Source organism: Alcaligenes sp. 1735tsa3, from assembly GCF_024134565.1.
GTDB lineage: Bacteria > Pseudomonadota > Gammaproteobacteria > Burkholderiales > Burkholderiaceae_B > Alcaligenes > Alcaligenes phenolicus.
This window is the reverse complement of record NZ_CP099862.1, coordinates 2,370,813-2,392,064: the sequence shown is the minus strand read 5'-3', so window position 1 is coordinate 2,392,064 and position 21,252 is coordinate 2,370,813. Positions and strand designations below refer to the sequence as shown.

Here is a 21,252-nt window from a genome sequence, read left to right as displayed (position 1 = left end):
TTTCACTTATTACCAAGCACGAGGTGGACTATGAATAAATGGCAGCGATATGGATTGCTGGCCTGCGTCAGCGTGACGGCTGCTTGCGCACAATTGGGTGCGGACAAGCGGGCAGCGGTAAGTCCCGCGACCCAGGAGCAAAAAGCGCAGGAAACGATACAGGTGACGCGCAAAATGATTGCGCCGCGCTTGTATGAACTCGCTTATTCGGCGCGTCAGCAGGCGGTTTTTGTGGCATCAGCCGGGGGCGCGGATCCTGTCAGTGAACCTTCCAGAATCTTGCGTCTGAATCCAGCTGATTTGTCGGTGACCGTAGAAATTCCGCTGGAGCGGGGTGGGTTCGGAGTTGCACTGGATGATGCCGCCAACCGTCTGTACGTGGGTAACGCACTGACGGCCTCGGTGACGGTCGTCGATACGGCGCAAAATCGCGTTCTTGGCGTCGTGCAATTGGCCGAGCCCATTCGTTATGACGGTGATAAAGCGATCTATCCGCATCTGCTGCGCGAGCTGGTCGTGGATCAGAAGCGGCAACGCCTCTATGCTCCGGGTCTGAGTGCCCAAGGCAGTGTGCTGTATGTCGTCGATACGGCCAATCTGAAACTGGATCGGGTTGTCTCTGGCCTGGGAGCAGGCGCAGCGGGTATTGCTCTGGATAAAGAGGGCAACAGGCTCTATGTGTCCAACTTGCAGGGACAGGTATTTGGCATTGATACAAAGACCTTGACCATCAAAACCCAATGGGAGGTCAAGGCCGATCAACTGCTGAATCTGGCCTATGACCACAAACGCCATCGTCTGCTGGCAAGTGATCTGGGTTCGGAGCGTATGGATACCTTGCGCAAGGAGAAAGCCGGGCTGACGGAGTATGAAAAGCGCGGAACCGGACATAGGATGGTGGCGATTGATGCCAGAAACGGTGCCCTGTTGGCCAGCGTACCGACGGGCAAGGCTCCCATTGCACCGATGCTTGATGAAGGCCGGGACCGTGTTTATGTTTCCAACCGGGATAGCGGCACGGTCAGCGTGCTGGATGCAGAGGACTACACGCTTTTGGCGACGGTGCCTTTGGCGCCGCACCCTAATAGTCTGACCCTGGATGCAGCTTCGGGAAATGTCTACGTGTCCATCAAGGAAGAGAGCAGAACAGCAAGGGAAGGCGTGGCCCGGTTAGCGCCTCGTTAAGCTTGTTTCAAGAACGCCCGCCATTTGAACTGCACCCCAAATATTGGACAACCATCCAAGCTTTGGGGGCAGATCAGTTGGCGGTTTTTTTTGTTCGTTTGCCTGATAAAGGAGACAAAGATCTCAGGAGATGATCCTTTTGTTTCAAGGCTTTTTCCTGTTCGGATCAAAACACAATAACAATAATGAGAATCGTTGTTATTATTATGTCCCCTTGATCTATTTACCCCATGCCGTTCTATGTCGCGTTTTTCGTCCTCACGTAAAACTTGGCTCGTGCATTACCACGAGCTGGTTAAGACGTGGACGCGACGTTCATCAAACAGCTGTGATGGGGAAGATGTGGCCCACGATGCTATTGCCGGAATGCTGGAGCAAGACGTAGCCCGAATCAGCAATCCCAGAGCCTATTTGCATCGCAGTGCGGCCAACAGTCTGATACAGCGACAAAAGCGGGAGCAGCCTGCTTTAACGATTCCCTTGCAGGATCTGAGCGAACAGGATCATCCCGTGGTGTCGGGCGCCGAGGAGGCAGCCTATTGCGGGCAGTTGTCGGAAGCCTTGCTGGCGGCCCTGGATGAGCTGCCACCCGTCTGTCAGCAGGTTTTTTCCTGCCACAGGCTGGAAGGCTGGACCGTGCCTGAAATCGCCAGTCATCTGGGTTTGTCTGTCAGTTCGGTAGAAAAGTACCTGACCCGCAGCATGCGTCATTTGCAGCTTAAGTTGCAGCAGTTTTCCTCTTAATATAACGATGCACGCCATGAGCACTTTTCTGTCTTCACCCGCATTGGTACAGGGATTAACCGGCGAGCTATCGTAGCGACTATGAGCTTATCCCATTCACTTCCCATTCCTGATGATCCACACGACGCTGCCGCGTTCTGGTTTGCGCGCGTGCGAGGTGGCCTGATGCAGGAGGGGGATCAGACGCTGCTCAAGCAATGGCGTGAACAGGACCCGCGTCATGCGCAGGCTTATCAGGACATGGAAGCCATGTGGTCGATTGCGCAGGCAACACCGGATGCCGCTTTCAAGGCACGCTTGGCACAAAACACTCGCCCTCGGGCACCGCAATGGGGACGTAGAGCGTTTATCGCAGGGTTGGGAAGTGCCTGTGCGGCGATAGCGGGTGTCGCTGTTCTGGGGCCGCAGCGTTGGCTGGAAAGTGAGCAATATACCCAGCGCTATGTCAGCCGCAAGGGCGAACGGCTTGAGCAGACCTTGCCGGACGGATCGCTGATCAGTCTGAATACCGATAGCGTGGTGCACGTGTCCTTTTATCAGTCCGAGCGCCGCGTCGTGTTGGAAAAAGGGGAGGCTTTTTTCCAGGTGCGCTCCGAGCCAGATCGGCCTTTTAATGTCGATGCCGGCCAGGCCGTGATACGGGTGACGGGCACTCGTTTTAATGTGCGACGCGAGACGGACACGGTTGATGTGGCGGTTGATTCCGGTTCGGTACGTGTAGAGAGCGGACCCTGGTGGAACAGCACCAATTACAACCTCGTAGGGGAGCAGGGTGTGCGTCTGGGCAGCGGTCAACAGGCCTCCGTGCAGTCACGAAATATGGTGCAGGCTTTGGCCTGGCGTCAGGGTCGAGCCATTTTCGATGCTGAGCCACTGGAGCACATCGTAGCCGAGCTCAATCGCTACAAGGAGCCAGGCATTGTGCTGCATAGCCCATCCTTGCGCGGGCTGCGAGTGACCGGTGTTTTCGATGTGAATGATCCCCAGGCTTTTCTGGGCGTCCTGCCCTCATTGGCACCCGTGGTGATTGTCCAAGGACCCGATGGCCGGTTGGGTATTGCGGCTCGTTAGACCACATATTTCTTGAAAGATACAATTGCTTGCAATTTAGGAACGAGAATCGTTACGGAGTTTGCTCCTGATTGACTCTTATGAGGGAAGGGACAGTTTTGCGTCCCTGATTGCCTTTGGCCAAAGGGCTTGTCGCTTTGTGCGTCGCTTTCCTTATAACGAGTACTACGGTGTATCCACAGAACACAAATAAACGATGGCCTCTTTTTGCCTTACGCCCGGTGCAGGGTGTAGGGCTCAGCGTATTGGCACTGGCCTTGTCGTTCAGTCCCTTGGGGCAGGCGATTGCGCAGGACGCGCCTGCGCTGTCAATCTCTATTCCGGCTCAATCCCTGAACCGGGCTTTACTTGAGTTGGGGCAGCAGGCAGACATTCAAATCTATTATTTGCCCGATACCGTCAGTGGCTTTCAGGCAGCGCCAGTCAGGGGGCGCATGACGCCGCAGCAGGCTATGCAAAGCTTGTTGAGGGGGACGGGCGTGCAAGCCAGCTGGAAAGGGCGAACGGTTTCTTTAACCCTAGCAAGCCGTGATGACACTACGCAATTGGCTCCGATCACGGTTATGGCCAATACGAGCCTGGCGACGGAAGGGAGTGGATCCTATGTCACCCCCAGAGTCAGTATCAGCAAGGGTGAGCAGTCCTTGCGGGAGATTCCCCAGGCCGTCTCGGTCATCACCCGTCAGCAGCTGGATGATCAGGGTGTGACCGATATTCGGGATGCCTTGAACAAGGCGCCGGGTGTCACTATGGTGGCCAATGATCCCGGTGGTCAGTTCTATTCGCGTGGCTTCTTTATCCAGAGCTATCAGTTTGACGGTGTGCCTTTGGAGCGCCAGTTGTATGCGCGTGGCTCTGCCTTTAATTCAGATACTTCGATTTATGATCGCGTTGAAATCATGCGTGGTCCGCAAGGTCTATTTGAAGGCGCGGGGGATCCTTCAGGGTCGGTGAATATGGTGCGTAAACGTCCCACCAACGAGCGACAGTTTGTATTTACTGGCACAACTGGATCGTGGGACCGCTACGGTGCTCAGGCGGATTTGTCCGGCGCACTGAACGACTCGGCCACTGTCCGCGGACGGGTGGTGTTGAATTATGACAAGCAAGACTCCTTCCGCGATTATGAGGGTTCGGTGGATCGCACGTTTTACGGGGCTCTCGACTTTGATCTGGGGCCGGCCACCACAGTAGGTTTGGGTTATAGCCGCGAGAAACCCTATGGTGTCATCGATTGGTCGGCTTTGCCCAATTATGGTGATGGCTCTATGCCAGACTACCCGCGGCATACGAACTTGAGCGCACCCTGGAACCATACGTCCAAGACTCAGGACACCTGGTTTGCAGATTTTGCGCATCGCTTTAACGAGGACTGGAAATTCAAGGCCAGCTTAGTGCGTGTGCGTGAGTCCAACGATGTGAAGTATCTGCTCCGGACAGGGCGTTTGGGCCCTCCTAATACCTTTCGGGGAGACGCCTACGCCTTTGATATGGTGTCGCGCCAATGGGGTGGCGATGCCTATTTGAACGGACGTACTCGTTTGTTTGACCGGCAGCTGGATGTCACCCTGGGCGCTAATTTTTCTCGTTTGCGCAGCCATGACTTGTGGGGCTGGATGCGAAATGTAGAGAACCTGAATGCGTCGTACCAGCAGCGTGTCACCGCTCCCGAATTGGCCAGTGAAGATATTATTGCTGCCAATCGTATGGATGACGGCTATCGTTCGGACAAGAAAGGCGTGTATGCCACGGCACGCTATCAGCTCGCCGAGCCCTTTTCCGTGTTAGTAGGTGGCCGTCTCTCCTGGTATGAGCAGACCTACCTGTCTGACGGTGTTTGGGGGAAATCCGAAACCAATGCCAAGGAAAACAGCAAGTTCACCCCCTTTATGGGGTTGGTGGTGGATCTGGATAATCAATGGTCCGTCTATGCCAGTTACGCCGATATTTTTCGGCCACAAAGCCAGCGCGACCGCTCCGGTGCTTTTCTGAGTCCTGTCACAGGTCGTAATTACGAGTTGGGCTTGAAAGGCGAGTTGATGGATGGACGCGTCAATACCTTGTTGGCGGTTTTCCGCACTGATCAAAAGGGCGTGGCTTTCGAGGATGGTACGGTGCCTGAGAGCGTGGCCAACTTGAATTGCGGCGGTACGTGCTACCGGCCCTCTGCGCAGGTTCGTAGTCAGGGTTTTGAGGCGGAAATCAACGGTGAAATCTTGCGTGGCTTGCAGGTGGCTGCCTCGTATACCTACACCCAGACGCGTAACCGGGGCAATGATGTCCCGTCTGTGGGTTACGATATTTCCGCCAATACGGGTGTGCCACGTCATATGGCACGAGTCTGGGCCAATTACCGTTTGCCAGGGCAATGGCATAAATGGAGCATGGGCGCGGGATTGAATCTGCAAAGTGCTTCGTCCAGCTTCGGCTACTACGGACGCAAGCAAGGTGGCTATGCCGTTGCGGATGCCCGCGTCGCCTATCAGTTTAGCGATCAGCTCAGTGCTGCCGTCAATATCAATAACTTGTTTGACCGCCATTATTTCCAGTCGATCAGTTATGACCATAATTACTATGGCACCCCACGCACTGTTTATCTGACCGTGCAATATCGAATGTAAGGCAACAGAGCCGGCAGCCGGACAAGCCCATCCAGCTCGGCTTTTGCGAATATTCTGGCCCGCTGCCAAGGGGCAGACTGTGAACTGACTTTTGGGAGATTCCAATGAGACAGTTCATCAGGCGGCAGCGCGGCCAGGGCATGGTCGAGTATTTAATTATTGTGGCTTTGGTCGCGGTGGCGGCCATTGCGGTGTACCAGTCCTTTGGTCAGGTGATTCGCAATCAGACCGCGGCCATGGCCAAGGAACTGGCGGGGGAGGATGGCTCCGAGCAGACTCAGCAAGCGCAATCTGCCGCTTCTGCTGCTGCGGCTCAAGGCAGTGCCAAGAGCCTGAAATCCTTTACAGGCAATGCGCAATGAGGCCGCCCAACCGACCACAAGAGGGGGCGGCATTGGCCTGGGGCCTGATCGCGCTGGCACTTCTGTCTGTCGCCTGGGGCGGCTACTTTCATGTGAACCAGATTGCCGAGCAGCAAGGGCGTTTGTCCCTGGTGCTGGATGCGGCTGCCTATGGTGCGGCCACCGAGCAGGCACGTACCTTGAACTTGCTGGCTTATATCAATCGGGCGCAGTTGGGGCATCAACTGGCTTTGGGTCATTTATTGACCTTGGCAACATGGGACAGGGCAGCGCAAACCCAGTCCGGGCAAGCGCGTAGGGCGAATCCGCCTGTGCACTTGGTCTCCATGATGTTTGGTCCTGCACATGGACTGGCGTATACCCAGGCGCGCTCTGCTGGAGACAACCAGCAGGCCTTAGAACAGGCTTTCCAGGCTCATCAGCGTTTGATTCATGACGTGCTGGCGCAGGCCCAAGAGCAATTGGTAGAGGGGTTACCGCAACGGCGACAAACCATTATTCAGGCGACCTTGGATGGCAGTTTGCCGGATTGGCCGGCTCAAGCCATTCGCTGGCAGTTTGAGCAGGACGGCTGGCCGCAGTTTCTGTTGCTACAGTCCGGACAAGCCCAGTGGCAGTCGGGCTTGGCGCATCTGGTGTCTTTATACGGGTTTCTGGCTCCACGGGATTACGAGGCTCGCTCTTATCCCGGTGTCGATCGGCGTTGCCCTTTGTGGCAGCATCGTTTGCGTCGTGCTGGTCGTACCGAGTTTGACCGTTCGGGCCGCTGGCATTCCAACGATACGCAGTCCATGCATATGGTTCGCTCCAACCGTTGGATAGGCTGTTATTTCCGTGAATATGCCATGGCGTGGGCCTTGCAAACGCCAACTCATGCGTCCGGAATTGATGCGCCAGACGACTTTTCAGGGCAGAGCTTCTGGAAGTGGGCGCTGGAGCAGGGCAATAGCTCTTTGCTATCGGCTCAAGGCAATACAGTGGCGCAATCCTGGGCGCGGCGAGATGCCAGACCCTGGAGTCAAAGGTCATGGGTAGACGGGTATGCCTTGGCTGATTCTGAAAAGAGCGCAGGCCCCGATCTGGTGCTGACATTACAGGCCCAAGGCCATTTGGGACAAACCGTTCATACACGGGCGGCGGCGCAATCATTTTTCTCCCTGCCACCGGATAGGGCAGATTCCGGTGTGGATGCCAAGCCCAGCCTGTTTTTGCCCTTTTGGCAGGCACGGCTGATGGATGCAGGAGGCCGCCAATTATGAACACGCGACAAAAAGGGATCGCACTGGTCGAGGCCTGTTTGCTGGGTGTGGTGTTGGGCCTGATGGTGATGGCGGGACGTTGGCTGATGCAGCAGCAGTATCGCTTGCAGCAAATGCAGCAGAGTACACACTTGAGCCTGTTCACGCACGATGCCCATGGCAAGCCAGTTCCAGCAGCGAGCAGCCCCGTTCAAGAAGCAGTACCGACCCGTTTTTCGGAGTCGCCGATAGCGACAACCCAGCCCTTGCAATGGGAGCTTTTGAGCTTGCGCAGTGGATTCTGGACGGCACAGTCGCGTGTTTCCATTCCGTGGCCGCGTTGGCTGGCAACTCTGTCCATCAAAACACAGTTGCAGCGCCAATCCCGGCTGTGGGCGGCTGCGGGGCAGGCTAACAGTACACAACAAACACGTCAGCGTTTGGAAAACAGTACGACTGCTTGGGGTGAGGCCATGGCCTCAAGCCGGCCCGCTGCCAGAGAAACGATACGGCAGGCAGGGCCTATGGACGCGGCCTGGGGGCGGACACGAGCCGATTTGGATTGGCTGAGCCGGTGGCAGGATTACGTGCCGGATCATGGCCCCAAGGAGCGACCATGAGACAGCTGCTTGCCTTGCTCTTGCTGTTTTTCTTGATGTTCAGCCCTGTGCCGGCCAAAACGCAGCCTTTGCTCCTACCTTTGCAGGATTCCCAAGTTCAGTGGGATCAAGGGCAAATGGCACAGACTGATGTTGGACCTGTGTATAGCTGGGGACTGAGCACAGACCTGGATGCGCAGACCTTGGCTTCTCGTTTGGAGCCATTCTGTGGAGCTCATTACGGCGCAATCAGATTGGAAGGGCAATGGGTATTTCTGCGTGCCAAAGATGGCAGGAATTGCGTTTTGTGGTTGGAGGATATACAGGCCTCGACCCTGTCGGGTTTGTTAAGTGTTTCCGAACACAGTCAGCCTGTTTCCCCCTCATCGGTTTGGGCAGCGCCACCCGTTGCTGGTGCCGTCCTGTGGCAACACGAACAGCCAGGGCAAGTGCAAAGTTGGCTGTTGAAGGCCGAGCCTGGATGGCAAGCCGATTTGCGTCGCAAGGACTGGGGAGCCGAGGCGGGCGAGCGTTATTGGCGCAAAGGCCCGGCCGAGCTGGATGTCATGGAGTTGGAGCATGAGCAGCAGCGCTACTTGCTCTTGATCTGCCGTGCCTGTGGAAAGGGGGCCTTATGATTCGGGCGAAATTCTTTTGGCTATGCCGTCATCCCAGCGCAGGGTTTGGCCTGCTGGCCTTGGTGGCTGGTTTGATGGCAGCCGGGACCAGCAGTCGTTACTTGGACCGGCAGGAAGAGGCTCTGCGGCAAGCGGCGCATCGTGTGCAATTGGATAGGGTGGTAGCCGCCTCCAGTCTGACAGCGGGGACGGTGTTGCAGGCGGAGCATTTGGCCGCCCGCGCCTTTCCTGCTGAACTGGTGCCTAGCGACAGTTGGGATGTGGCGCAGTTTGAGAGTCTGCTGGGGCAAGTGCTCAGCCAGCCTTTGCGGGCAGGGGATTTGATCAGCAAGGCGCATGTGCAGGAAGTCAGCAGTCCATTTTCACAGCAATTGCTCTCTGGCAGGCGTGCCCTGACTGTGCCGGTGGATGCGATCAGTTCGGTGTCGGGGTTGATCCGGCCAGGAGATCTGATCGATATCTATGTCAGTTTTGACGATCGGCAGCGGCGGGTAACGGCCCCCTTGCTGCAGTCTGTTCTGGTTCTGGCGACCGGACAACGGTCGGGTAAAGGCTCGACCACGGCCAGATTGGATCAGGACGTCTACAACACCTTGACGCTGGATGTAGGCCCGGACGATGCTTTGAAGTTGCTGGCAGCCAGGCAACATGGACGCATCAGTGCTTTGCTGCGCAATCCGGATGACCATACACCCCATCAGGCTGCTGTGCGGGGTGAGCTGGCTGACATTCTGGGTCTGGGGCCGGGTGCAAGGCCCAAACAGCCTGTACAAGTTTTGTACGGCAACAGACCGGCAGGGCAGCTTGGCCAGACAGAAGTGGAGCGTCTGGGTTGGTTGGATATGCCGGACGGCTTTTCTGTGGGGCAGCAACCATGAGCAAAAATCGCTATTGGTGTAAGCGTGCCGCTGTGAGTTTGCTGTCTGGTGCCCTGTGTAGTGCAAGTTTGCAAAGCCAGGCCCAGGGCTTGCGGCTACAAGTCGGTGAGTTGATGGTTCTGCCTGACACGCAGGTGGAGCGGGTGGCGGTCGGCGACGGTGATATTGTTCACGCTGTCACCACGGAATCGGGCGAGTTGATTCTGTTTGCACGCAAGACGGGCAGCACGGTGGTACAAGTCTGGTCCCATTCCGGGCAAAGCCAGTCCTACCAAATTGAGGTGTCGCCAGAAAATCAGAGGCAAACCTTGGCGGAGCTACGAAGTTTGCTGGAACGCATTCCCGAGTTACGCATCAGCGAACTGGGTGGCAAGCTGGTGCTGGAGGGAGAAAGTTTAAGTGATCAGGACAAGCATCGCATTCAGGCATTAAGTCAGGAGCATCCTCAATTGCTGGATTTCACGCAGCAGGACGGTTGGGAACCGATGGTCTTGCTGGATGTGCAGGTAGTGGAGGTGCCGCGCAACAGTCTGCGAGAGCTGGGAGTGCGTTGGGATGGGAGCTCTCAGGGTGGTTTGAGTATGGGCGGTGCCTGGGATGCGGCTACTCATCAGTTTTTGGACAGGCCAGGTGAAGCTGTTTTGCCTTTGGCTTTTCCTGCCAAGCAGGGGGCAGCGTTCTTTGGTGTTGGCGCCTTGATGTCTGCTCGCGTTCAGGCCATGGCACAGGAAGGACATGCGGTTGTACTGGCGCAACCGCAGCTATTGGCACGCAGTGGTTCTCAAGCCGAGTTTCTGGCCGGGGGCGAGCTGCCTTACACCACCACGGACGACAAGGGAAACAGCAAGACCAGCTTCAAGCCTTACGGTGTGTCGCTGCGCATTGTGCCGCGAGTCGAGCGTGGCGGGCTGGTGCGTTCGCAGATCGAGGTGGAGGTTAGCTCCGTTGATGCCAGCCTGTCCCAACCCGCCGGGCCGTCTTTGAAAACCCGACGAGCTTCGACCGAGTTCAATGTCCGTTCAGGACAAACGCTGGTGCTGGCAGGGTTTATCTCGCGTGAAGAATCTCGGCATGTGGATCGTCTACCGGGATTGGCCAGTTTGCCAGTGCTGGGCGCCTTGTTTCGTTCCGAACGCTTTGCCCGACAGGAAACGGAGTTGGCGGTATTTGTGACCCCGACTTTGGTGGCTGCGGAACATCCTGATTTGCTGGCTCGGCAGGCGAATGCTACCCAGTGGTTGGATCAAAGCTTTCCTGATGCTCCGCGCTTGAATACACCTGTGCGTGCCATCCCCAAGGGAGCAGGGCGAGGCACCTGGTCGCAATGGGTAGAACCTGATAGTGAGGTATTTCGTGTTGAACCTTGAGCTTGAGTCGGAGCTGGGGACGACGCGCCCCTGCACGGTCAGTTTGCCAGCCTTGATAGGGCGTGACCCGGCCTGTGATGTGGTTCTGCCGTCCTGGCGTATCGCGCGCCAGCATGCCAGTTTTCTGAAGCGGGCGGGGGCGGTGTACATCCAGGATCACGGCTCTTTGACGGGCGTACAGCTTAACGGCAAACGGGTTTATGACGATGGGCCTTTGCGCTTGGGCGATGTACTGGTGCTGGGAGGGTTCAAGTTGCGGATTGCCGGTTTTGGGCAGAAGGTTCAGCCCAGAGTTGATATGGCCGTTTCGGACTTGGGAAACCCACCGGAAACCTCAATACCGCAGTCCTTTACGATGGGAGAACCGCGTCAGACACCACAAGGTGAGCAAGGTTTTTTCCCTCCTGGGCAAGCTGATCTTCCGGTATCCGATAGTGATCTGTTCAGACAGGAACAGCAACGCCTGTATCAAGCCTTGTTGAGTGCGTTGGAATTGGAGCGTCGAGACCTCTCCCGCGTCACAGACAAACAGTTGGAGCAGGAAGCCTTTGATTGCTTGGGTCGTTTGATCCAGGCCCAATGTGCTGTCCCCAAGCATGAGCAAGCCAGACTGCAAGCCAGTGTTTGTGCCGAAGCGGTGGGTTTGGGGCCTCTGGAGCCTTTACTGGCTGATGCCTCGGTCTCGGAAATTATGGTCAATCATTATGATCGGGTATTTGTTGAGCAGGCGGGGCGGCTTCAGGCCCATCCCCTGGTGTTCAGCAGCGAGTCGGCCTTGCGGGCGATTATTGACCGCATCCTGGCTCCCTTGGGTAGACGGCTGGATATCAGCTCGCCCGCAGTGGATGGGCGCTTGGCCGATGGTTCGCGTTTTCATGCGGTACTGTCGCCCATTGCGGTCAAGGGAACCTGCGTGACCATACGCAAGTTTCCCAAACGACGCTTGGGGCTGGAGGATCTGTTGCAGACAGGCAGTTTGTCGCCGGAGATGGCCGCATTCCTGCAACAGGCGGTGCAGCGACGCTGCAATATTCTGGTTTCGGGTGGAACCGGGACAGGCAAAACGACTTTGCTGAATGTGCTCAGCACCTGCATTGATTCAGGTGAACGAATCGTGACCCTGGAAGATGCTGCCGAGCTGCAGTTGCAGCACAGTAATTGGGTGGCTTTGGAGTCCCGACCCGCGAATGCAGAAGGTCAGGGGCAAGTGGATATACGGAGCCTGTTACGACAAGCCTTGCGAATGAGGCCAGACCGGATTGTGGTGGGGGAGTGCCGGGGCGCAGAAGCTTTCGATATGTTGTCGGCCATGAACACTGGCCACGAAGGCTCGATGGGGACCTTGCATGCGAATACGCCTCGCGACGCCTTGTCCCGCCTGGAAGGGATGGTGTTGATGGCAGGCCTGGATTTGCCTTTGCTGGTTGTGCGAGAGCATATCGCGCGGGCTTTGCACATTATCGTGCAATTGAGCCGCTTGCCTGATGGGAAGCGTTTGGTGCACGAGATTGTGGAGGTGACCGGCATCGAGGCGCAGCGTATTCAACTGCAAACCTTGTACAGCTATCGCCCGGAGTTCGGTTTTGCCGCCAGTGGCTTGCGTTCCGAGCATGTTTCGTCTGCAGAGAGGCAATCATGAGATTTCTCAGTATTTTGCTGATTGTCTTGGGTACCACGGCGTTGGCCTATGTATTGCTACGTTCAGGACAGCGTCTTGCCAAGCGTTATAGGCAGCAACTGCTCAGGCAGTCCGAGCAGAGTTTGCAATCTCATTTTGTATTTGTGCGCAGTCAGTATTTGGCTTTTGGGGCCTGGGCTTTATTGCCCCTGATCTTTTTGACGGCCTGGTGGCTGATGCAGTCGTTCTGGCTGGCAGCGATGGTAGCTCTGCTGGCTGCAGTCACGCCTTTATTGGTTCTGCGCTGGATGGGACAGCGGCGCTTGGTAAGCTTACGACGACAGTTGCCTGACTTTGTTCTGTCTTTGGCCTTGAGCCTGCAAGCAGGTTTGGCCTTGCAAGCGGCTTTGCAGCAGCTGTCTCAATCTTTGCCTGCGCCCTTGGGGCAAGAGCTGCGTTTGCTATTGCGTCAGCAGCGCTTGGGGGTGAGTGCCAAGGACTCGTATCAAGACCTTCTGGATCGAGTGCCGGTGTCAGAACTGGCCATGTTGTTCAGTGCCTTGCAGATGGGCCAGAGCACGGGGGCGGGGCTAGGGGAACGCTTGAAGATACTGGCGCAAACCATTCGGGCGCGACTGACCATCGAGGACAAGATTGTTGCCTTGACCGCGCAGGCGCGTTTGCAGGCGCGAATCATGTTCTGCTTGCCGGGTTTTGTGGCGGGCGCTTTGTACCTTCTGGATGCCACGGCATTTGAGCAGGCCTGGTTCAACACATTGGGTGTTTGGGTGGCGGGGGCGCTAGTGGCCATGCTGCTGATGGGGCTGTGGTGGATGCAAGTGATCCTGCGAGGGGAGGGGTGATCATGCTCACACTGATCTGGATGCTCTCTGCCTTGAGTGCAGCCTTGTTCCTGATGGCATTCCTGTGGGCTTGGCGCGGTCGTTATCTGCTTTTGCTGCAAGGAGGTAGCAGTTTGGGGCAGGCGGCCTGGCAGGCTTGGGAAGCCCCGTTTTCCAGAGCTCTGAATCTCTGCCTGTCCTTGCCTTTTATGCATGAGTGGCCCGAGCGATTGTGGGGTTCGTATGCCAAGGAAGTACGGGGGTTTTTAAGCAAACGTGTGGCCTTGACTGGATTGCTCACGAGTCTTGTCAGTGCTTTCTTGTTAACTCAGGGAACCTCATTGATGGAGCTTGCAGGGCTGGCTGTGACTGGCTTCTTCCTGAGCGTACTGCAAGCTATCTCACGAGGAAGAAAACTGCAGCGTCAGCATCATTTCCGTTGCCGCCGGGACTTGCCATTTTTTCTGGATCTGCTGGTGCTGGCTGTCGAGTCCGGACTGGGCTTGCAGCAAGCCTGGGCGCGTGCAACGCAGGCCCTACCGCAAGGCTGTCTGCTGATCAGCTTGAACAAGGTACAGGGCGAGGTTCGGGCGGGACGACGTTTGCCGCAAGCCATGCGCAATGTCGCTTTGAGTTTCAGGCAGGCAGAGCTGGAAGAATTGGCTTTGTCTTTGGAACTGGCACAGGACACGGGTTTGTCCTTGGCTTTGTTGCTACGCGCTCAAGCAGAAAAATTGCGTAGTCATTTGCACTTGGAAGCCGAGCAAAGAGCCCTCAAGCTGCCTGTTTATTTGCTGGCCCCTTTGGTCGTGTGCATTTTCCCCTGCACGTTTCTGGTGATTGCGATGAGCCTGCTAGGCCCTTGGCTGGCAGGGGGAGGCTAGGGCGATGTCTATCTCAGTACTGATCAAACAGCCGCTGCAACAGGTGCCACAGCAGCCCTTGTATCTGTTCGACGCCGATACTTTCTGGGCCCGTTGGCGTGGCTGGAAGGCATTGCCACAGAACAAGAGTTTCGCAGTTGCGGTGTGGCTGCGGCCTTGTAGGGCGGTGCACCTATGGGGAATGCGGCAGGCTCTGGATATCTGCTTTCTGGATGAGGATGATCAGCCCTTGAGGTTTTGTCCGGCTGTACCTGCGGGAGCGATACGTTGGCACAGAAAAGCCAGATCGGTACTGGAGGCGCCGGTCACTTCTCTGTCGGGGCCGGAGCAGTTTTCGCCCTGGGCCGCCGCCCTGCAGGAAATACGTCAAACAGGGGGCGGGGTATGGCTGGACCAGGCTTAGCCTTGTGCGGCGTCGCGCATCGGATCACCAAACACGCTGCGGTAAGCCGGGTAGAAGCTGGCGTACAGGATGGCAGCCATCGCCAGATTGATAGGTGTCAGCACCATGGTGGCCGTGCCTGGACTTAAACCCGCTCCCAGCAGCAATTCGCCCAGAGTCTGGATGGCGAAGAAGGCAGCCGCCCAGCATAGGCCGTACAGCAGGAAGGCGGCCTTGTTGCGCCAGCAAGCCACCATGGAAAAGAACAGGGCTTGCTTGACCGGGATGGCATGCCAGCCTACCAGGGCGGGAGCGTGCCAGAACAGGGCGGACAGGCCCAGATACAGCACAAAGAACAAAATGATGGGCTTGCGAAAGGCCGCCATGACTTCCTGTGGAGTGGCATTGCTGTTGTCCATCAACTGGGACAGCTCATTCACAAAAGGGAAAGTCGCCACAAAGCCGACGACCAGGCAGGCCAACAAGTAAATGATGCCCAGTTTGATCAGGCGGTTGCGTACCGGGGCGGGCTTCAAGGGCTCGGTCCACATGCCCAGGCGAATGACCTCGCCTTCATGAATGCGGCGACAGGCATTCTGAATGATAAAGGTCATGGTCGGGACCAGTCCGATCAGTACCATCTGGCCGACGATAGGGAAAATATTGCTCAGATTGATCAGGATGGAGGTGATCAAGCTCCAGAAGAACAGAGCAGCTGGTTGCAGCTTGAACAAGCGCAATCCTTCCTGAATCCAGTACCACCCGTAAAGAAAGGGGAGCTTGGCAGCTTGCATATCAGTATCCGTGTTTATCGAGGGAGCGCCGGTACAGCATGGTCGCGACGCTGGCGCAGCACACGCTCAAAGTGCCGCGGGTCATGCGGCTTGAGGGTTTGAGCGGGGCGGGGCAGATAAAAGTCGTACAGGCGCGAGATCCAGAAGCGCAGCGCGGCGGCCTGAATCAGTATAGGCCAGGCGCTGTGCTCGGCTTCGGTAAAGGGCCGCACTTGGGCGTAGGACTCCAGCCAGGCCTGGGCTTTTTCCAGATTCAGGGCACCGCTCAGGCGGTCGATACACCAGTCGTTTACGGCAACGGCCACATCAAACAGCCAGGTGTCGCAACCGGCAAAGTAAAAGTCGATAATGCCGCCCATCTGGGGCGCTTCCGAGGTGCCGGCAAACAGCACGTTATCGCGGAACAGGTCGCAGTGAGCCGGGCCTTGTGGCAAGGAGCGATAGGTGTCGCTGTCGGCAAAACGGCTTTGCTCTTGCAAGACGGTCTGGATAAGCTCGGACTGGCTCTCGTCCAGAAAGGGCAGAACCTGGGGCACGGTGGCTTGCCACCAGCTCAGGCCGCGCAGATTGGGTTGTTCCAGAGGGAAGTCCTGCGCAGCCAGGTGGGCCTGAGCTTGTGTACGGGCGATCTGGCGGCAATGTTCAACCGTGGGCTCGGGCTCGTAACCACCACGCAGGCGCGTCACAATCGAGCAAGGCTTGCCGTGCATGACACAGATGCGTTTGCCATCGCGGCGAGTCATGGGCTCGGGCACTGGGACACCTTTGGCGGCCAGGTGGTGCATCAGCTCGATATAGAAAGGCAGTTGTTCCAGCGTCAGGACTTCAAACAAGGTCAGAACGTACTCGCCCTGGGTGGTGCTCAGAAAGTAATTGGTGTTTTCAATGCCGGCGGTAATACCACGTAAGGAAACAAATTCGCCAATTGTGTATTGTTCCAGCAGTTCGCGGGCGTCAAGTTCGCTGACAGAAGTAAAAACAGCCATGCTTTCAGTGAGGGTCCGGTTGTTGGCGCACTATCAGGCGCGCAAGTATGTCAAACGGCCGATTTTAGACCAGTGCGCCCGCTTTTTGGAGCCTTGCGGCGATTTACCGCGCTTTATCTTCATCCTGTGGTCGGCTGAAACCATTAAAATGGGTGTTTACCCTTTTTCACCAAGCCTGCGATCAGGCTATTTGCTCCCTGTTTATGACTAATTTTGTGATGCCGGACAGCCAGATGTGGCGTTTGAGTGTGGCGCCCATGATTGACGTGACTGACCGCCACAGCCGCTTTTTTCATCGTCTGCTGGCGCCGCGCGCTTTGCTGTTTACAGAAATGATCACCACGGGTGCACTGACGCACGGCGATCAGGCACGTCATCTGGATTTTGATCAGGCAGAGCATCCGGTGGCCTTGCAACTGGGTGGCAGCGACCGGGACGCCTTGGTGACAAGCGCTCTGGCAGGGGAAAAGTGGGGCTACGACGAAATTAATCTGAACTGTGGCTGCCCCTCGGAGCGGGTTCAAAAAGGCGCTTTCGGTGCCTGTTTGATGAACGAGCCGCAATTGGTGGCAGACTGCGTCAAAGCCATGCAGGACGCGGTCTCTGTGCCCGTGACGGTCAAGCACAGGCTGGGGCTGGATTACAACGAGTCCTACGACTTTGTGCGGGACTTTGTGGGGATTTTGTTCGAGTCCGGGTGTCGAGTCTTTACGGTTCATGCCCGCAATGCGGTCTTGAAAGGCTTGTCGCCCAAGGACAATCGGGAGATTCCGCCTTTGCGCTATGACATGGCCATGCAGTTGAAAAAGGACTTTCCTGAAGCACTGTTCATCTTGAATGGCGGCATTCAGGAGCCGGATCAGGCGCTAGCGCTGGAAGAACAGTTCGATGGTGTGATGTTGGGCCGGGCAGCCTGGCATACGCCAGCGGTATTAAGCGAGATTCATCGTCGCCTCTGGCCCGAGCATCCCTTGATGGACGAGGACGCTGTGGTGGAGCAGATGATTGCTTATGCCCGGCACCATGTTCAGGCGGGTGTGCCGTTACGCATTGTGATCAAGAGCATGTTGGGCTGGCCGCACGGCAAGAAGGGCGCACGTCAGTGGCGTCGTACCTTGTCAGATCACCATTGCTTGGCCAAGAACGATCCAGGCCTGCTTGCGCAGGCCTGGGAAGAATTGCAACGCCGTCAGTAAAGGCGGCCAGATCCAGGGGATCAGGATGCGCTGGCTTGCTCGGAATCGGTAGGCCAGTCGCGGATGTAGGCTTTGAGCATATTGTTCTCGAACTGCTGGGCGTGAACAATGGCGCGGGCCATATCAAAGAAGGAAATAACTCCCATCAGCACGGGACCGTCCATCACGGGCATATAGCGTGCGTGGTTGTTCAGCATCAGGCGCTGTACCTCGTCGGCGCTGGTGTTGGGGGTGACGCTGACAGGGGCGTCATCCATGATGCTGCGCACCGTAAAGCCCTGGGCCTTGTCGCCCTGAGCGTGCCAGTGGCGAATGATCTCGCGAAAGGTCAACATACCCACCAACTGACCATGCTCCATGATCACCAGCGAACCAATATCCAGCTCGCTCATGCTCTGTACCGCTTTTTCAACGGTCATTTCGGGGGTGCCTGTATAAAGCGTGTCTCCCTTGACACGCAGGATTTCACTGACTTTTAGCATACTGGGTCTCCTGACCGGGATCGGCGTTTAGTATGGCTGGTTGTCCTGTCAGAATGCCTTGCGGCGACTCAAACAGTTCTTCCAGATTGGATAGTCGCTGATCGAAAAACTGAGAAAGATAATTGAATACATATTCTAGCGGACCCTCGTGGGTATGGGCGCGGTCCAGCAGAAATGCCTTGGTAAGTTGTTTCAGGCTGACCTGACGCAGATCGCAACTCAGTACCCACTGTTCGTCATTGTCTTGCTGGGTGTCAGCAATCAGTCCCATGGACTTGAGCTTGCATAAAATGCTGTAGAGCTCGTCCGGGTCGCGTTCCAGCTTGTGGCTGAGTTCACGTACGCTAAGTCCCTGCTGGCTCTGACGGTTCAGCCACAGCTGGTAGAGCAGGTTCACGGCATCGGTAAAGGCGATGCCGGGCACATTGGTCTTGACCCAGTTGCGGCCACGCCAATCGGGCAAAATGGCCACCATGGAAGCGCCCAGCAGGACGATCAGCCAGGAAATGTAGATCCACAGCAGGAAGATCGGCAGGATGGCAAAGGCGCCGTAGATAATCGTGTAGGTGGGAAAGCGGGTCAGGTAAAAGGCGAAACCGGCCTTCATCAGCTCCAGCAAGGCAGCGGTAACCACCCCGCCAATCAGGGCGTCGCGCCACCATACGCGGCGGTTGGGCACGTACATGAACAGTGCCGTCAGCCCCAGGGCCGTAAACAGGAAGGGGACGTAAGACAGGGCAAAGGTCACTATGCCGGACAAGTCGCCGATATAACCCAAGGACTCCCTGGCCAGAATGGTCGTGGCCCACAGGCTGGCGCCGGTCAGAATCGGGCCCAGCGAAATAATGGCCCAGTACACCAGCAGGCGTTGTCCCAGTGGGCGTTGCACGTGTACCTGGAAAATATTGTTGAAGGTCTCGTCAATGGTCATGATCAGCATGATGGACGTGACAATCAGGAACAAGCTGCCTACCGCCGTCAGGCCTGACGCCTTGGAGGCAAACTGGTTCAGATACAACATGATGTTTTCTGACACCACTTCGGGCATCAGGTTACGGGTCAAAAACCCTTCCAGGGCACTTTCAAATTCCTGAAACAGTGGAAAGGCCGTGAACAGCGCCAGTACCACCGTCAGCATGGGGACAATGGCCAGGATCGTGGTATAGGTCAGGCTGGAGGCTACCTTCATCAGATCTTTTTCGGCCACCCGCTTGATGGCAAAGCGCGCCACACTTAAAAAGTGATGTTTGGCAGTGGGGGCGGGCGAGGGCTCCTGCCGGGATACAGGATCGGTGTTATCTGGGTTCAAGTCTGTTTGTTCAGCTTGCTCAGAGGGCATAGGGAAGTTCTCGTCGTTTTTCATAGCGGTTTGATGCGGCGGACGCTGCTTTTCGACAGGGTTCAGGTGATAATAACAGCATGCATGAACCTTTAAACCCCATACTTCATCGAGTGGCGGCCCTGGCTTTGGTCGCCTTGATTGCTTTGTGCCTGGCTTGGGAGCTTCATTTTGCGCCCCTGAAACCCGGCGGCTCCTGGCTGGTGCTGAAAGTGATTCCTTTGGTGCTGCCGCTGCGCAGCGTGCTCAAGGGCAATTTATATACCCTGCAATGGACGTCCATGATGATTCTGCTGTACTTCGCAGAAGGGGTCATGCGTGCCTGGTCGGACCCGGTGGCTGAAGTCATGCCCTGGGCGATTGCAGAGATTGTTCTGTCCCTGATTTATTATTTCTGCGCCATTTTTTATCTCTGGCCTGCCAAGAAAGCAGCCAAGCAGCGCAGCAAGGCCGAAAAAGCCGAGGCTGCCAAAGCCGCCAAATCGGCCTAAGGGGGTCTGTATGTCCAGCTTGTTCGATGGCCTGGCCATCAGTCACCATTTTGCGGATTTGCCCTCGGCTTTCCATACGGCGGTTCCGCCGCAACCCCTGGCCAATTCCCGCCTGCTGCACGTCAATAAGGAATTGGCGGCGCAACTGGGCCTGGATGTCTCCCGTCTGGGGGAGCAGGAATTTCTGGATGTAGTCAGCGGCCAAGCCCCCTTGCCGGGTGGCCTGACGGTCTCGGCTGTCTATAGCGGTCACCAGTTTGGTGTCTGGGCAGGACAGTTGGGCGATGGCCGTGCGCATTTGCTGGGGCAAATCGATACCCCCACGGGCCCGCAGGAATTGCAGTTGAAGGGCGCTGGCAAAACCCCGTATTCCCGTATGGGCGATGGCCGTGCTGTGCTGCGTTCCAGTGTGCGCGAATATCTGGCCAGTGAGGCCATGGCCGGTTTGGGCATTGCGACCAGCCGGGCCCTGGCCCTGGTCACTTCGGATACGCCTGTGTACCGGGAAACCGTGGAAACGGGCGCGATTGTGACACGTGTTGCCCCCAGTTTTGTGCGTTTTGGCTCGTTTGAACATTGGGCCAACGACGCAAGCCGTGTGCGTGAATTGTTGGACTATGTGCTGCGCGAGTTCTATCCGGAACTGCTGCTCGAAGGCGACTCGGAGCAGGAGCGCGTCTGCCGCTTCTTGCAGGAAGTGACGCATCGCAGCGCAGAAATGGTGGCCGACTGGCAGACTGTCGGCTTTTGCCACGGCGTCATGAATACTGACAATATGTCCATTCTGGGCCTGACCATTGACTACGGTCCGTACGGCTTCATGGACCGATTCCGCGTGAATCACGTCTGCAATCACAGCGATAATCAAGGCCGTTATGCTTGGAATGCGCAGCCAGCGATTGTGCATTGGAACTTGTATCGCCTGGCCAGTGCCTTGATGGTGCTGGATCCAGATGTGGATGCGGTGAAAGAGCGTTTACAAACCTTTGAAGCCAGTTTTCTGAAGCGCTATCACGCCAATTTGCAGGCCAAGTTCGGCCTGCGCACCTGGCAGGCGGATGATGCGCAACTGGTCGATGACTGGTGGCGCTTGCTGCACAACAGCGGGGCGGATTTCACCCTGTCCTTCCGTGCTCTGGCCCAGGCCAGCAGGGCGCCCGAGGCTTTCTTGAGCCTGTTTGAGGGTTCCGAAGATCAGGCCCAGGCCTGGTGGCAGGCCTATAGCCAGCGCCTGACGCTGGACGGTTCCGACACGCCAGAGCAGCGCGAGTCCATGAATCGTGTCAATCCTTTGTATGTGCTGCGTAACCATTTGGCTGAGCAGGCCATCCAGGCTGCTGCCAAGGATGACGCCAGCGAAATTGACACCTTGCTGAAGCTGCTGCGCGACCCATACACCGAGCGGGCCGGTTTTGAGGCCTATGCCATGCCGCCGCCAGAAGGCAGTGCGGAGCTGGCCGTCAGTTGCTCTTCCTGAAAGACCGGGCGCGGTGCATGTCCGGATTCGGGAACAATGCCATAATCGTGCCTGTCTT

General features: G+C 56.8%; 21 protein-coding genes. 17 read left to right on the top strand and 4 right to left on the bottom strand.

Annotated features, from left to right (window positions below; all coding sequences use genetic code 11):
- Nucleotides 1-30: 30 nt before the first annotated feature.
- The 14 genes from NIZ92_RS11080 to NIZ92_RS11015 all read left to right on the top strand — a co-directional run bounded on the left by NIZ92_RS11080 (nt 31) and on the right by NIZ92_RS11015 (nt 14,450).
- The gene (locus NIZ92_RS11080; protein WP_254001931.1) at nt 31-1,185 is read left to right on the top strand and encodes a YncE family protein; all 1,155 of its coding nucleotides are present in this window, start codon (nt 31-33) and stop codon (nt 1,183-1,185) included.
- 240 nt (nt 1,186-1,425) lie between these two features.
- Nucleotides 1,426-1,929: a sigma-70 family RNA polymerase sigma factor gene (locus NIZ92_RS11075; protein WP_035272834.1), complete on the top strand. Its 504-nt coding sequence runs from the start codon at nt 1,426-1,428 to the stop codon at nt 1,927-1,929.
- Nucleotides 1,930-2,010: 81 nt separating this feature from the next.
- Nucleotides 2,011-3,000, top strand: coding sequence for a FecR family protein (locus NIZ92_RS11070; protein WP_035272833.1), 990 nt, complete (start codon nt 2,011-2,013; stop codon nt 2,998-3,000).
- Nucleotides 3,001-3,257: 257 nt separating this feature from the next.
- The gene (locus NIZ92_RS11065; protein ID WP_254001930.1) at nt 3,258-5,621 is read left to right on the top strand and encodes a TonB-dependent siderophore receptor; all 2,364 of its coding nucleotides are present in this window, start codon (nt 3,258-3,260) and stop codon (nt 5,619-5,621) included.
- Nucleotides 5,622-5,725: 104 nt separating this feature from the next.
- Nucleotides 5,726-5,983: a hypothetical protein gene (locus NIZ92_RS11060; protein ID WP_009462197.1), complete on the top strand. Its 258-nt coding sequence runs from the start codon at nt 5,726-5,728 to the stop codon at nt 5,981-5,983.
- The gene (locus NIZ92_RS11055; protein ID WP_254001929.1) at nt 5,980-7,242 is read left to right on the top strand and encodes a hypothetical protein; all 1,263 of its coding nucleotides are present in this window, start codon (nt 5,980-5,982) and stop codon (nt 7,240-7,242) included. Before NIZ92_RS11060 ends, NIZ92_RS11055 begins: the two co-directional genes overlap by 4 nt.
- Nucleotides 7,239-7,841, top strand: a complete 603-nt coding sequence (locus tag NIZ92_RS11050; RefSeq protein WP_115633792.1) for a pilus assembly protein TadE — start codon at nt 7,239-7,241, stop codon at nt 7,839-7,841. The genes NIZ92_RS11055 and NIZ92_RS11050 overlap by 4 nt, the downstream gene beginning before the upstream one ends.
- On the top strand, nt 7,838-8,458 hold the full coding sequence (locus NIZ92_RS11045; RefSeq protein WP_254001928.1) for a hypothetical protein: 621 nt from the start codon (nt 7,838-7,840) through the stop codon (nt 8,456-8,458). The genes NIZ92_RS11050 and NIZ92_RS11045 overlap by 4 nt, the downstream gene beginning before the upstream one ends.
- Nucleotides 8,455-9,336 carry a Flp pilus assembly protein CpaB gene (gene cpaB, locus NIZ92_RS11040; protein ID WP_254001927.1) on the top strand — a complete coding sequence of 294 codons (882 nt, stop codon included), beginning with the start codon at nt 8,455-8,457 and terminating at the stop codon, nt 9,334-9,336. Before NIZ92_RS11045 ends, cpaB begins: the two co-directional genes overlap by 4 nt.
- Complete coding sequence (locus NIZ92_RS11035) at nt 9,333-10,703, top strand: type II and III secretion system protein family protein (protein WP_254001926.1); 1,371 nt, start codon at nt 9,333-9,335, stop codon at nt 10,701-10,703. Before cpaB ends, NIZ92_RS11035 begins: the two co-directional genes overlap by 4 nt.
- Nucleotides 10,690-12,342 (top strand): ATPase, T2SS/T4P/T4SS family, encoded by a 1,653-nt coding sequence (locus NIZ92_RS11030; RefSeq protein ID WP_254001925.1) that lies wholly within the window; start codon nt 10,690-10,692, stop codon nt 12,340-12,342. The genes NIZ92_RS11035 and NIZ92_RS11030 overlap by 14 nt, the downstream gene beginning before the upstream one ends.
- On the top strand, nt 12,339-13,184 hold the full coding sequence (locus tag NIZ92_RS11025; RefSeq protein WP_254001924.1) for a type II secretion system F family protein: 846 nt from the start codon (nt 12,339-12,341) through the stop codon (nt 13,182-13,184). The genes NIZ92_RS11030 and NIZ92_RS11025 overlap by 4 nt, the downstream gene beginning before the upstream one ends.
- A gap of 2 nt (nt 13,185-13,186) precedes the next feature.
- Nucleotides 13,187-14,047: a type II secretion system F family protein gene (locus NIZ92_RS11020; protein WP_254001923.1), complete on the top strand. Its 861-nt coding sequence runs from the start codon at nt 13,187-13,189 to the stop codon at nt 14,045-14,047.
- Nucleotides 14,048-14,051: 4 nt separating this feature from the next.
- On the top strand, nt 14,052-14,450 hold the full coding sequence (locus NIZ92_RS11015; RefSeq protein WP_254001922.1) for a hypothetical protein: 399 nt from the start codon (nt 14,052-14,054) through the stop codon (nt 14,448-14,450).
- Here the strand turns inward: NIZ92_RS11015 and NIZ92_RS11010 are convergent.
- Nucleotides 14,447-15,223 (bottom strand): BPSS1780 family membrane protein, encoded by a 777-nt coding sequence (locus NIZ92_RS11010; RefSeq protein ID WP_254001921.1) that lies wholly within the window; start codon nt 15,221-15,223, stop codon nt 14,447-14,449. The genes NIZ92_RS11015 and NIZ92_RS11010 overlap by 4 nt on opposite strands.
- A 14-nt stretch (nt 15,224-15,237) precedes the next feature.
- The gene (locus NIZ92_RS11005; protein ID WP_250755792.1) at nt 15,238-16,209 is read right to left on the bottom strand and encodes a homoserine kinase; all 972 of its coding nucleotides are present in this window, start codon (nt 16,207-16,209) and stop codon (nt 15,238-15,240) included.
- 203 nt (nt 16,210-16,412) lie between these two features.
- On the opposite strand from NIZ92_RS11005, the gene dusA reads away from it, so the two are divergent.
- On the top strand, nt 16,413-17,405 hold the full coding sequence (dusA, locus tag NIZ92_RS11000) for a tRNA dihydrouridine(20/20a) synthase DusA (protein ID WP_254001920.1): 993 nt from the start codon (nt 16,413-16,415) through the stop codon (nt 17,403-17,405).
- 20 nt (nt 17,406-17,425) lie between these two features.
- On the opposite strand, the gene NIZ92_RS10995 is transcribed toward dusA, so the two are convergent.
- The gene (locus NIZ92_RS10995; protein ID WP_009462173.1) at nt 17,426-17,887 is read right to left on the bottom strand and encodes a CBS domain-containing protein; all 462 of its coding nucleotides are present in this window, start codon (nt 17,885-17,887) and stop codon (nt 17,426-17,428) included.
- On the bottom strand, nt 17,871-19,226 hold the full coding sequence (locus NIZ92_RS10990) for a YihY family inner membrane protein (protein ID WP_254001919.1): 1,356 nt from the start codon (nt 19,224-19,226) through the stop codon (nt 17,871-17,873). Before NIZ92_RS10990 ends, NIZ92_RS10995 begins: the two co-directional genes overlap by 17 nt.
- Before the next feature lie 80 nt (nt 19,227-19,306).
- Between NIZ92_RS10990 and NIZ92_RS10985 the strand changes: the two genes are divergently transcribed.
- Entirely contained in the window at nt 19,307-19,717 is a 411-nt protein-coding gene (locus NIZ92_RS10985; protein WP_009462169.1) for a DUF2069 domain-containing protein, read from the top strand.
- Nucleotides 19,718-19,727: 10 nt separating this feature from the next.
- Nucleotides 19,728-21,194 carry a YdiU family protein gene (locus NIZ92_RS10980; protein ID WP_254001918.1) on the top strand — a complete coding sequence of 489 codons (1,467 nt, stop codon included), beginning with the start codon at nt 19,728-19,730 and terminating at the stop codon, nt 21,192-21,194.
- The last annotated feature ends 58 nt before the right edge of the window (nt 21,195-21,252 follow it).